The organism is Buttiauxella ferragutiae (assembly GCF_022637515.1).
GTDB classification, from domain to species: domain Bacteria; phylum Pseudomonadota; class Gammaproteobacteria; order Enterobacterales; family Enterobacteriaceae; genus Buttiauxella; species Buttiauxella ferragutiae.
This window is the reverse complement of record NZ_CP093332.1, coordinates 3171932-3184540: the sequence shown is the minus strand read 5'-3', so window position 1 is coordinate 3184540 and position 12609 is coordinate 3171932. Positions and strand designations below refer to the sequence as shown.

Annotated in this window: 10 protein-coding genes; 1 reads left to right on the top strand and 9 read right to left on the bottom strand. The window is 51.9% G+C overall.

All coding sequences use genetic code 11. The features are described from left to right. Positions 1-5 precede the first annotated feature (5 nt). The 8 genes from MNO13_RS14645 to ppsR form a co-directional block, all read right to left on the bottom strand. Positions 6-785 carry a heme ABC transporter ATP-binding protein gene (locus tag MNO13_RS14645; RefSeq protein WP_232886855.1) on the bottom strand — a complete coding sequence of 260 codons (780 nt, stop codon included), beginning with the start codon at positions 783-785 and terminating at the stop codon, positions 6-8. Beyond that, positions 778-1740 (bottom strand): FecCD family ABC transporter permease, encoded by a 963-nt coding sequence (locus MNO13_RS14640; protein WP_237931970.1) that lies wholly within the window; start codon positions 1738-1740, stop codon positions 778-780. Before MNO13_RS14640 ends, MNO13_RS14645 begins: the two co-directional genes overlap by 8 nt. Before the next feature lie 35 nt (positions 1741-1775). Next, entirely contained in the window at positions 1776-2606 is an 831-nt protein-coding gene (locus MNO13_RS14635) for a heme/hemin ABC transporter substrate-binding protein (protein WP_133523103.1), read from the bottom strand. After that, on the bottom strand, positions 2603-3634 hold the full coding sequence (locus tag MNO13_RS14630) for a hemin-degrading factor (protein ID WP_241938939.1): 1032 nt from the start codon (positions 3632-3634) through the stop codon (positions 2603-2605). Before MNO13_RS14630 ends, MNO13_RS14635 begins: the two co-directional genes overlap by 4 nt. A 9-nt stretch (positions 3635-3643) precedes the next feature. Then, positions 3644-5620 carry a TonB-dependent hemoglobin/transferrin/lactoferrin family receptor gene (locus MNO13_RS14625; protein WP_241938938.1) on the bottom strand — a complete coding sequence of 659 codons (1977 nt, stop codon included), beginning with the start codon at positions 5618-5620 and terminating at the stop codon, positions 3644-3646. A 203-nt stretch (positions 5621-5823) separates the two neighbouring features. Continuing rightward, positions 5824-5988, bottom strand: a complete 165-nt coding sequence (gene hemP, locus MNO13_RS14620; protein WP_064547497.1) for a hemin uptake protein HemP — start codon at positions 5986-5988, stop codon at positions 5824-5826. 217 nt (positions 5989-6205) lie between these two features. Next, on the bottom strand, positions 6206-7252 hold the full coding sequence (aroH, locus tag MNO13_RS14615; protein ID WP_064547495.1) for a 3-deoxy-7-phosphoheptulonate synthase AroH: 1047 nt from the start codon (positions 7250-7252) through the stop codon (positions 6206-6208). Positions 7253-7410: 158 nt separating this feature from the next. Then, positions 7411-8244, bottom strand: coding sequence for a posphoenolpyruvate synthetase regulatory kinase/phosphorylase PpsR (ppsR, locus tag MNO13_RS14610; protein ID WP_064547494.1), 834 nt, complete (start codon positions 8242-8244; stop codon positions 7411-7413). Between the two features lie 348 nt (positions 8245-8592). On the opposite strand from ppsR, the gene ppsA reads away from it, so the two are divergent. Further along, positions 8593-10965, top strand: a complete 2373-nt coding sequence (gene ppsA, locus MNO13_RS14605) for a phosphoenolpyruvate synthase (protein WP_241938937.1) — start codon at positions 8593-8595, stop codon at positions 10963-10965. 151 nt (positions 10966-11116) lie between these two features. Here the strand turns inward: ppsA and MNO13_RS14600 are convergent, their stop codons facing one another. Next, positions 11117-12514, bottom strand: coding sequence for a glycoside-pentoside-hexuronide (GPH):cation symporter (locus MNO13_RS14600; protein WP_241938936.1), 1398 nt, complete (start codon positions 12512-12514; stop codon positions 11117-11119). Between the last annotated feature and the right edge of the window lie 95 nt (positions 12515-12609).

The following is a 12609-nucleotide window of genomic DNA, read 5'->3' as shown; positions in this document are numbered from 1 at the left end:
GTTGATCACTGCTTCAACCAAACCTGTGGCACCGGGTGTTCGGGATGACTGAACACCCGCAAATCTGCCTGATACCAATGCTGTAGCGTCGATTCATCCAGCACTTCCTGCGGCGTGCCATTTGCCACCAGCCTCCCTTCATGCAACAACACAATTCGGTCGGCCCATAGCGCGGCCAGATTCAAATCATGCAGCACCACACAAACCGACAGCGTGCCCATCAGCGATAAACGGCGTAACAAACGCAAAATATGTTGCTGATGATACAAATCCAGCGCGGAAGTGGGTTCATCCAAAAACAGCCAGCCATGAGGTTGCCCGTTATGCCACAACTGCGCCAGTGCGCGGGCGAGTTGCACGCGCTGTTGTTCACCACCGGAAAGCTGGCAGAAATCGCGTCCGGCGAGCGCATCGCAACCCGTCAGTGCCATCACTTCCTGCACCACGCTTTTGGTGTCTTTTTCAGGCCAGGGCGCACGTCCCATGGCAATCACGTCTTCTACCGCCCAGCTAAATGCCATCCCGCTACGCTGGCGCATCACCGCACGTTTACGGGATAACGCCTCACCTGACCATTCCGTTATTGCGCGTCCGGCAAGGCTAATTTCACCGTTTTCAGGGGGTTGAAAACCGGTGAGCACCCGTAACAGCGTGGACTTTCCTGCACCGTTTGGGCCGATTAACGCCACCACTTCACCTGCCGTCAACGTCAGATTAATGTCATCGAGCAATTTTCTTGCGCCCAGGCGCAAGGTGACGTTGTGCGCCTGCAAAAGATCAGCCATCACTTTCCCTCTTTTGGCGGAATATCAACGCTAAAAACCACGGGCCACCCAGCAGGCTGGTCAGCAAACCCACCGGCATTTCCGCAGGCGCGACCAGCGTGCGTGCCAGCGTGTCAGCAACCAGCAGTAACATCGCACCAGCAAGCACCGAACCGGGGATCAACCAGCGATGATCGGCACCGAGCCACATCCGTACCAGATGCGGAACCACCAGGCCGACAAAACCTATCACGCCGCTGACCGCCACTGCCGCGGCGACCAATAGCGCGCTCAAAATCAGTAACTGACGTTGGGTTTTTTTGACATCCACACCCAGGTAATGCGCTTCTTCATCGCCAAGCTGCAACAGGTTGAGTCGTTTGGACAGAAACGAAATCACAATTGCCGCCGGAATAATCAACGAGGCGGTTGCCAGTAACGTGGACCACTGCGCTTGCCCCAGGCTACCCATTCCCCACAGCGAGAGTTGGCGCAATTGAGCATCGTTACTGATCCACGATAAAACGCCGACCGCTGCACCGCACAGGGCATTAATGGCGATGCCCACCAACAGCAGGCGAGACAGGCTATTGTTGCCCTGACGGCTGAGGAAGAAAATCATCAGCGTGACGGCAAGGCTGCCGAGAAACGCCGCCATCATCGGTACATATAATGCCAACACCACGGGAAGCGCCAACGGTAAAACCACCGAAAATCCGACCGCCAGTGCCGCGCCACTGCTGATGCCGAGTAAACCCGGATCGGCCAGTGGATTGCGAAACAGCCCCTGCATCACGCAGCCTGAAAGTGCCAGTGCGCCGCCAACCAGCGTGGCAAGCAACACGCGCGGCAGGCGAATATTGAGCCAGATATGGCGCAGCGCTTCATCCTGCGCTTGCCATAACACCGCAATGGAAAGGCGCATGGCACCTAAATTAGCAGCAACCAAAGACAGCGCCAGTAACGCCAAAACCATGGCGAACAGCGCGCGTTGGGGCAGGGGCCGGCGTATCAAGGTAGTTGCTCCGCTTTAGTCCGTAACGCAAGAATCGCATCTGGCGTTTGCAGGCCGAAACCGAGCAGCGCCATATCATCGACGATCAACAACTGGCGAGTTTTGCCTGCGGGTGTTTGTGCGAGGCCGGGCAATTTCCAGACATTATCTTCCCCACCCAGCGTTTTCACGCCATCGGCGGTGATCAGAACCAACTGTGGCTGGCTGGCAATCACACCTTCCTGGGACATCGGCTGATAACGTTTGAAACCCTGCATCGCATTTTGCAAACCGGCGGCATGAATGGCGGCATCTGCCGCAGTTTCTTGCCCAGCGGCCATCGCAGTCATCCCGCCGTGGCTCATGATAAACAGCACTTTTACCGGCAGTGGTTTTTCAGGAATCGACGCCAGTTTGCTGTGCACTTGTTGGCGTAAAGCCGCACCCTGCGTCGTTTTCCCCATCGCCTGAGCGACCGCATCAATTTTCTCATCGATGCCTGCCAGCGAGTTATTCGCTGGAATGGTCACCACTTTGACTTTGCTACTGGCGACTTGCTCCAGTGCCAGCGATGGTTTGGCCTGCGCGCTTGCCAGCACCAGCGTTGGGCGCATGGCCAGAATGCCTTCGGCATTGAGCTGGCGCATGTACCCCACGTCCGGCAGTTTGGTCGCGGCTGCCGGATGCAGACTGGTGCTGTCACGAGCGACCAGTTGGCCACCCGTTCCCAGAGCAAAGGCGATTTCCGTCACATCGCCGCCAATTGTCACTACTCGTTGATTGGCGGCGGCCATTGCCGATAACACAATCGCTGGCAAGGCAAACAGGGCAATTAACCTGCGTTTCATGCAGCCAGCCCTTTGCTTACCAGCGCTTCTAATTGGCTGCGCCATTGTTGCTGCTCTGGCTCACCTTCGGTGCGTTGGCCGTACAGTTGGGCGATTTGCGTGCCGTCGGCGGCAAATAACTCCAGGCTGGTCACGAAACCATCACCACTTGGTTTACGGGTTACCCAGCTTTCCGCAATGGTGTCGCCCAGTAAATGCAACGTGAATTGTGGATTGAAGATGTTAATCCAGTTATCCATCGGCACCACTTTTTCCACCACACCGGTGAAAATCTGCACCGCGCCACGGTTGCCAACAAACACCATGATTTCGTTTTGGTCTTGTTTGGCTTGTGCCAGTAGTTGCGCCAGAGCGTTGTTATCAACCTGGCAGGCCAGATCCTCCGCAACCAGACGGAACGCCTGTTGACGTGTCAGCTGGTGGCGTTTGAGCAAACTAAAGAACTGATGCACATCGTTCATGCTGCGCCATTCGGCTTCCACCTGGCGGCCATCTACCGTCGGCGTCATCACCACTTCTTCTGGCGCCTGCAACTCAAGCGCTGGGTTATCGGCATAGATAAACTTCGCCAGCACATCGCCCCAGGCGCTGAAATCCGTATTGTCGGTGGTGTAAACCTTCAGTAGAGCATCGCCCTGACGGTCAAAGAACTGCACGCTTTGGCGTTCGCCACGGGCGGTTTCTTCACGAACGTGGAAGGCAAACGCCCATTGATTCAGGAACAGGCGCAAATCCAGCGCGCGTGGGTTCAGAACCAGGCCCGCGTGGCCGTGCAGTTGCTGGTTTTCAAAACGCCCGATGTGCTCATGTACTGCATATTCGTTGCGGCAAATGGATTTGATTTCACCGACGCTTTCCAGCGAAGTGAGAATATCGCGGATCTCGCCTTTTAAGCGCCAGGCATCATGCCCGACGCGGGCATGAGTCAGTTCGGCTTCACTGATATTCATCAGTTTTGCGATGTCACGGGCATATTTTTTCGGGTGCTGCTGTTTGAGCTGTAACCAGTTTTCATAATGCTGAGTCATATCGTTTCCTTACCATTGATAACTAACAAAGATTTTGCCGTTACGGCCATCTTGAGGGATCCCCTGCGGCGACCAGTATTCCTTGTCAAAGGCGTTACCCAGCACCAGGGAAGTCGTCAGCCCGCGCAACTGCTGTTGGCCTTTATAGCTGACGTAGAAATCGTTGACGCCGTAACCTGGCTGTTCGCTGTATTCACTGCTGACATGCGTTGAACGCGCGGCAAAGGTGCCAATCCAGCCAACTGAGAAGCCGCTTTCGGCTACCGGAACGTCGAGAATGCTGGTTACGGTGTCCGGGTTCAGGCTGGAAATCCACTCGCCAGTATCTTCGTCTTTGCCCTGGGTACGGTTATAGGCGAGATCGAGGTTGAACCAGCTGTTGGTGTATTTCGCGGTCATATCCCAACCCCAGATTTTGGCATTAGGGACGTTATAGGACATGGTGGTCGCTTTGGCGAAATCGACAGTCGTTGAGATGTAGTCTTCGGCTCGGGTGCCGAAGTAGCTCGCTTTGAACTCCAGCCCATCGTCAGCCAGCATCAAATCGTCGAAGCGCAAGCCAAAACCAACTTCCTGGGTGGCGTTGGTTTCCGGGCGCAGATTGGGGTTCGGTACCCAATAGTTGGTGTAACGCGAGCCAATCGAGAAATGTTTGGCATCGTTATACATTTCGCCTATGGTTGGAGCGCGGAATGCCTGAGCATAAGAGCCAAATAGCATCAACCAGTCGGTTGGCGTGATGGAAAGTGCCGCGCGTGACGACCATTTGTCAGCATTGACATCGTCGTAGCCATCGCTGCTGCCGCTGTAATTGTCATAACGCGTACCAGCTAAAATGGACACTGGCAGGTCGCGCAGCGTAATTTCATCCTGCAACCAGCCTGAACCGAAATCGATATTGGCTTGCGGGAAGCCGGTGGTATTACCGCCTGGCTCCTGATCCTGGCGGTAATATTCACCGCCGTAAGTCAGCAAATGTGCGGCGAAACTGTCGGTAAACAGGCGGCTGCGGTTTTCCAGTTTTGCGCCGCTGGTGGTTTGCTTGCGGAATTCAGCCCCGTCGGTTTGGCCCTGGGCATTGATGCGCGCTTCAGACCAGTAAGCGGTGGCATCGGCATTCAGCCAGTCACTTTGCTCTGGCCCAATGTGATATTTCAACTGCGCATCACGCTGTATTGTTGAGCGATCCACCATCGGGTTGCTCGGATCAGCCGTGGTGACCTGTGGGTTTTTCGGTTCCTGAGCGGCGTTATTGTAGTAACGCAATGAACCGGCCAGAGACTGCGCAGGGTCGATGAACCAGGTGCCTTTGGTCAGGAAGTTATTAATGCTTTCGTCGTTCGGCGCAGTTTCGCCATTGCTTTGGTTGATGTCGCCACGGTCGCGGCTTGACCAGGAAACCAGGCCATCAAAGTTATCGGTGCGACCGAAAGCGCTGGCGCCCATTCCGACGCTATGATCGCCGGTTCCACCGGTGCCAAACACACGGTAACCGCTGTTTTGGCCTTCATACAGCAAATCGCTGGCATTCACTGTTTGGTAAGAAATGACGCCGCCCAGTGCGCCGCTGCCATATAACAGAGCCGCAGGGCCACGTACCACTTCGATTCGTTTGATTAACGCAGGATCAAGGAATGTGCTGTTGAGGTGCCCGGTGTCAGTCCCCTGGCGAACTCCGTCAACCAGCATTAATACGCCACGGCGATCATAACCACGCATACTCACATCCTGGCCGTTTGTGCGCCCGGAACCGGAAACGGTGATCCCTGGAACTTTACGTAACATATCCGCGGCGGAAGAAGAGGTTTGGCCTTCAGGGGTATCGGCATCAATGATGGTGACCATCATTGGCGCTTCAAAAGTGCTGCGTTCATTACCGGTAGCCACCACCGTCATTTGGTCATCTTTCGCGAAAGTGGGCAGGGCAGTAAATACCGCAACAGTCAGTAATGACAGACGGAAGCCGACTGTGTGTAAAGCAGGCATGCGTAAATCTCCATAGGAAAATTTAAAATCGCTGGCTGCCTTGGGAACACCTGGGTGGCTTGCGTAATTTATGTTTTATAAACCCTAAATAATTCGAGTTGTAGGAAGGCGGCAAGGGAGCTTATCCCCAGGAGCTTACATAAGTAAGTGACTGGGGGAAGTGAGTGCAGCCAACGCGCCTACAGCTTGAAATATGACGGGTTTTATTTGGTCAGGATTAACTTTCCTGCCTGGGTCTGACGTAATTGGTATTGCTGGCCTTCGTGAACAATCACCACGCGTCCGTCAGGGCCGAGTAACAACTTGCTGTCTATCTGGCGGGGAACGGCCGCAGATTGCGGATTCGTAGCAGTGAAGTTTTTTTCCATGTATCACTCGATATACAAATGACAATCAATCCAACAATGATAATCATTATCAATAAACTATGTTTCGCCATCAAGTGTTATTTGTAGGAAATTTGTGAATAGATCAATTTTGAGCTAACGAGAGAGTTTAAAGAAATGTCGGGGGTCGCTAACGCTAGCCCGACCTACAGAAAGGCAGTTGTTGGGTGGATAAGCACAAGCGCCATCCACCAAAATATCAGAAGCGGCTATCTGTCGCGTCAGCCAGCATATCGAGCAGCGTTTTGGTGTCTTCCCAATTCAGGCAAGGGTCGGTAATCGACTGACCATAAACCAATGGTTGCCCGGCAACGATTTTTTGCGTGCCTTCCTGAATGAAACTTTCAGCCATCACACCAGCAATAGCGCGTGAACCGTTACGAATCTGGTTGCAAACGTCTTCACAGACTTCCAGCTGGCGGCGATGCTGTTTTTGGCAGTTGCCGTGGCTGAAGTCGATAACCAATTGCTCTGGTAAATCAAATTCGTGCAGGCTATCGCATGCCGCAGAAATATCCGCTGCGTGGTAGTTTGGCTGTTTGCCACCGCGCATGATGATATGGCCGTACGGGTTGCCACTGGTTTGGTAAATAGTCATCTGGCCGTGTTTATCCGGCGACAGGAACATATGGCTGGCGCGGGCGGCACGAATCGCATCAACCGCAATACGCGTATTACCGTCGGTGCCATTTTTGAAACCAACCGGGCAAGAAAGGGCAGACGCCATTTCACGGTGGATCTGGCTCTCCGTGGTACGCGCACCGATCGCCCCCCAGCTAATCAAATCGGCAATATACTGGCCGATCACCATATCGAGGAATTCAGTGGCCGTTGGTACACCTAACTCGTTGACCTGTAACAGCAAACGGCGCGCCTGCTCAATGCCATGGTTCACGCGATAGCTTCCGTTCAAATCGGGATCGGAAATTAAACCTTTCCAGCCCACTACGGTGCGCGGTTTTTCGAAATAAGTCCGCATCACGATTTCAAGGCGATGCTGATGTTGTTCACGCGCGGCTTGTAAACGGCGGGCGTAATCCATTGCCGCATCCAGGTCATGGATTGAGCAAGGGCCAACTATCACCAGCAGGCGATTATCTTCGCCATTAAGGATTTTTTCGATACGACGACGGGAGGCTGTTACGTTTTGTGCGACTTGTGGGGACACAGCCAAACGCTGTGCCAGTTCCGCAGGTGTAACCAGACTGTCGATGCGCGCAGTGCGCAATTCATCTGTTTTATTCATTGGGTGTCTCAGAAATTTTGTCTTCAGCTCGGCAAAAGTACCGGGAAGTGATGGCAGTCACGATAAACCAATTTATGTTGAATTCAACCGTCAACTGAATCGTGACCACCAGATTGCGTAAAGCCTATCATACAAAATCGCACCCTTGCACTAGTTTGTTAGTACATGCGGCGATTCAACCCCATGATGTCGAGGATTTTGGTTGCCATCTCTTCAACTGAGTAATTAGTACTGTTGAGATAGCGGATTTGGTTCTTACGAAACAGGGCTTCCACTTCTGCCACTTCAAGGCGGCATTGACGCATTGACGCATAGCGGCTGTTTTCACGGCGCTCCTCACGAATAGCCGCGAGGCGTTCGGGATTGATAGTCAGGCCAAACAATTTGTGTTGCAGTGGTTTCAGTACTGCAGGCAATTGGATGTTATCCATATCGTCGGCGATGAACGGATAGTTTGCTGCCCGAATGCCAAACTGCATGGCGAGGTATAAACTGGTTGGCGTTTTCCCGCAGCGTGATACGCCCAGCAAGATAACCTGTGCCTGATCGAGATTGCGCATCGAAATGCCATCATCGTGGGCAAGTGTGTAATCAATGGCCGCAATACGCGCATCATATTTGATTAAATTACCCGGATTCAGACCGTGTGTCCGATGGGCAATAGGCGTCGGTTCAAGTTTCAATTCTTGCTGTAACGGGGCGACCAGCGCCTGCACGATATCCTGACAAAAACCCTCACTTTGCAAAATAATGTCACGAATTTCCGGTAAAACGATGGAATAAAATACCAGCGGACGCACGCCAGATTGCTGGTAAATCGCATTGATTTGTTCTCTCACGGCGTTCGCGCGGCTGACGTTTTCGACAAACGGCAGCGTGATACTGTTGATGGCGACCGGAAACTGTGACATCACCGCATGCCCAAGCACTTCGGCGGTGATAGCGGTACCATCGGAGATATAAAAAACTTGCCTGTCTACTGTGCTATCCATTTTTCAATCCTGTCAGTGGTAACTCTGATAAGTGACGACTTCTGGCTGAAGCATAAATTAAAACTTCCCCTCATGGATCAATCTCAATTCATTTTTAAAACTGAAACGTGGTTTTTATTTTTAATGAAATGAGTGGTTCATTTTTATTATCAGCTTAAACCATTATTAATATAGGGTTTAAATTAAGAATCAATAAGTTATGTGAAAAGTAAATAAATCTTAAAATTTCAAATTTTTATTTTGCTTGATCGATTCACCGGTTTCATTCCTGTGAGTAATTATGCCAATCTAAAAGGGATGTAATGTGTTTCTGGTACCCATTCATATATCACAAAAAGGATTGTTTCGATGTCCAACTCGTCACCGCTGGTGCTTTGGTACAACCAACTTGGCATGAATGATGTAGACAGGGTCGGGGGCAAAAATGCCTCTCTGGGTGAAATGATTACCAACCTTTCAGGTATGGGTGTTTCCGTGCCGAATGGTTTTGCCACCACGGCCGAGGCGTTTAACTTCTTTCTTGACCAAAGTGGCGTGAACCAGCGTATCTATGAACTGCTGGATAAAACGGATATTGACGATGTCACCGAGCTTGCAAAAGCGGGTGCGCAAATCCGCCAATGGATAATCGACACGCCGTTCCAGCCTGAGCTGGAAAAAGCCATCCACGATGCCTACGAACAACTTTCCTCTGACGATGCTGATGCCTCTTTCGCCGTGCGCTCCTCCGCGACCGCAGAAGATATGCCGGATGCGTCGTTTGCCGGACAACAAGAAACTTTCCTCAACGTGCAAGGGTATGACGCGGTGTTGGTTGCCGTAAAACACGTCTTTGCTTCGCTGTTTAATGACCGTGCGATCTCTTATCGCGTTCATCAGGGCTACGACCACCGTGGCGTGGCGCTTTCTGCTGGCGTGCAGCGCATGGTGCGTTCTGACCTCGCGTCCTCGGGCGTGATGTTCTCCATCGATACCGAATCAGGTTTCGACCAGGTGGTGTTTATCACCTCCGCTTATGGCCTTGGCGAAATGGTGGTGCAGGGCGCAGTCAACCCGGACGAATTCTACGTTCACAAACCGACTTTGGCGGCGGGGCGTCCTTCGATTGTGCGCCGCAACATGGGCTCGAAAAAAATCCGTATGATTTACGCACCTAGCCAGGAACATGGCAAACAGGTTCGTATTGAAGATGTTCCGCAAGCGTTGTGCGACCAGTTCTCCATCACGGCGGATGAAGTGCAGGAGCTGGCGAAACAAGCGGTACAAATTGAGAAACACTATGGCCGTCCGATGGATATCGAATGGGCTAAAGATGGGCACACCGGCAAGCTGTTTATTGTGCAGGCACGTCCAGAAACGGTGCGTTCTCAGGGCCAGGTCATGGAGCGTTATCAGTTGCACGCTCAGGGCAAAATTGTCGCTGAAGGGCGCGCCATCGGCCATCGCATCGGCGCAGGTCCGGTCAAAGTGATTCACGATATTAGTGAGATGAACCGTATTCAGCCGGGTGATGTGTTAGTCACCGACATGACCGACCCGGACTGGGAACCGATCATGAAAAAGGCGGCGGCGATTGTCACTAACCGTGGCGGACGTACCTGTCACGCGGCAATCATTGCCCGTGAGCTGGGTATTCCGGCGGTAGTGGGTTGTGGCGACGCGACTGAGCGCATGAGCGAGGGGCAGAACGTCACGGTTTCTTGTGCTGAAGGCGATACCGGCTACGTCTATGCCGAACTGCTGGATTTCAGCGTGAAAAGTTCTACCGTCGACACCATGCCGGATCTGCCGTTGAAAATCATGATGAACGTCGGTAACCCGGATCGTGCCTTTGATTTTGCCTGCTTGCCAAACGAAGGCGTAGGGCTGGCACGTCTGGAGTTCATCATCAACCGTATGATTGGCGTGCATCCGCGTGCATTGCTGGAATTCGACCAGCAAGAGCCTGCATTGCAAAGCGAAATCCGCGAGATGATGAAAGGCTACGACGATCCGGTTGAGTTTTACGTCGGTCGTCTGACTGAAGGGATTGCCACATTGGGCGCGGCATTCTGGCCGAAGCGCGTGATTGTGCGCCTGTCTGATTTCAAATCTAACGAATACGCCAACCTGGTAGGCGGCGAGCGTTATGAGCCGGAAGAAGAAAACCCAATGCTCGGTTTCCGTGGCGCGGGTCGTTATGTATCCGATAGTTTCCGTGAATGCTTCGCGCTGGAATGCGCCGCCATGAAACGCGTGCGTAACGAAATGGGCCTGACGAACGTCGAAGTGATGGTGCCGTTTGTGCGTACCGTCGCGCAGGCTAAAGCCGTGGTGGAAGAACTGGAACGTCAGGGTCTGAAACGCGGTGAGAACGGCCTGAAAATCATCATGATGTGTGAGATCCCATCCAACGCCTTGCTGGCTGATGAGTTCTTGCAATATTTCGATGGTTTCTCGATTGGTTCGAACGACATGACTCAGTTGGCATTGGGGCTGGACCGCGACTCTGGCGTGGTTTCCGAACTGTTTGACGAGCGCAACGACGCGGTAAAAGCACTGTTGTCGATGGCTATCAAAGCGGCGAAGAAACAAGGTAAATACGTCGGTATCTGTGGGCAAGGCCCGTCTGACCATGAAGATTTTGCGGTGTGGTTGATGGAGGAGGGGATTGATAGTCTTTCTCTGAATCCGGATACCGTGGTGCAAACCTGGTTGAGTCTGGCAGAAGCGAATAAGTAATTCGTTTTCTTTTAAAAAGGCTCCTCATTGTTGAGGAGCCTTTAATATTTGTAGGTCGGATAAGTTGTAGGGTGGCTAAGCGCCAGCGTCATCCACCATTGTCGTCGATTATGTCGGGGGCGCTGCGCTTGCCCGACCTACCAATCGTTTATTACAAGGCTTTTGGCGTCATCACGCCAGTGACTTCACTTTCACTCTGGAACTTGCCGACACGCAGGTCGCTCACAATACTGTTCATTCTATCTTCAGTTAACTTGTAATAACGAATCGAGATAGCGGTAATTAAGTAGAAAATAGCCGGTAACACAGTAAACAGAATCAGTACGCCACGCACGGCCTCGGCTGATTGTTGTTCCACACCCGCCTGATAACCAAACCACGCAAGACCCCAACCGGTTAACGCACCACCAATCGCTACACCCAATTTAATGATGAAGATATTTGCCGCAACGTTCATACCGGTAATACGGCGTTGGGTTTTCCATTCACCATAGTTATTAGCATCGGTAATCATTGACCATTGCAGTGGAGCATTAATACCTTGCAGGATATTAAGCACGATATGCACCAGGAAAGCCGGTATCCAATATTCGGTTGGTAACACCAGGAATAATAACCCGATCACCGCACTAAGCACGTTTACCCATATTGAGGCGCGGATCTTACACATCCAGCTACCCAATTGTTTAGCAAACAGGCTACCAAATACCGCCGCGATAGTCGTTGCCAGCATAAACATCGAAATAATGCCACTGCCTTGATGAAGGATATATTGCACGAAATAGACCAGCAGGCTGCCACGTACCACGACACCACACAACATCGCAAGGTTATAAACCGACAGAATACGCCATTGGTCGTTCTTTAATAAGATTTTCACGTCGCGCAGGATATTCAGGTTTTCTTCTTTGACCGGCGTAATACGTTCACGGGTGGTGGCAAAGCACACCAGGAACATCAGGCAGCCAATCACACCGAAGATCCCCATTGCCCACTGCATGCCAACGGCTCTGTCACCCGGCGAAATAAAATCAGCCAGTGGCAGAATCAACGCTGTACCCATCGCACCACCAATTGGCGCAATGGCAAAACGCCAGGATTGCAGGGACAGGTTTTCTTGTGGATCCGACGTAATCGCCGCACCTAAAGAGCAATAAGGAATATTTATTGCGGTATACATTATTGTCATGAATATATAAGCCAGAACGGCGTAAACAATTTTACCGGTCTGCGAGAAATCAGGTGTTGAATAAACCAGCACACAACTGACGGCGAAAGGAACACAAATAATCAATAACCAGGGGCGGAATCTCCCCCAACGGGTTTTGGTCTGGTCAGCAATCGCACCCATGATAGGATCGGTAATAGCATCCAGTACCCGGACGACTAAAAATAATGTCCCCATTACCGCCGGGGGCAAACCATAAATATTGGTATAAAAATAAGCCAGAATGGCGACCGAAGAATCAAACACGATGTGACTTGCCGCATCACCTAGTCCAAAACCCATTTTTTCTTTGTTGGTAATTTTTTCTGTAAGCACCGACATGTATTCACCTTTATTAAGAGCCGGAATATAGACCTCGCGGATAGCACTAGTTATAAATTGTGAATCTGAGCAGGAGTATTGTAATTTTTCATTTG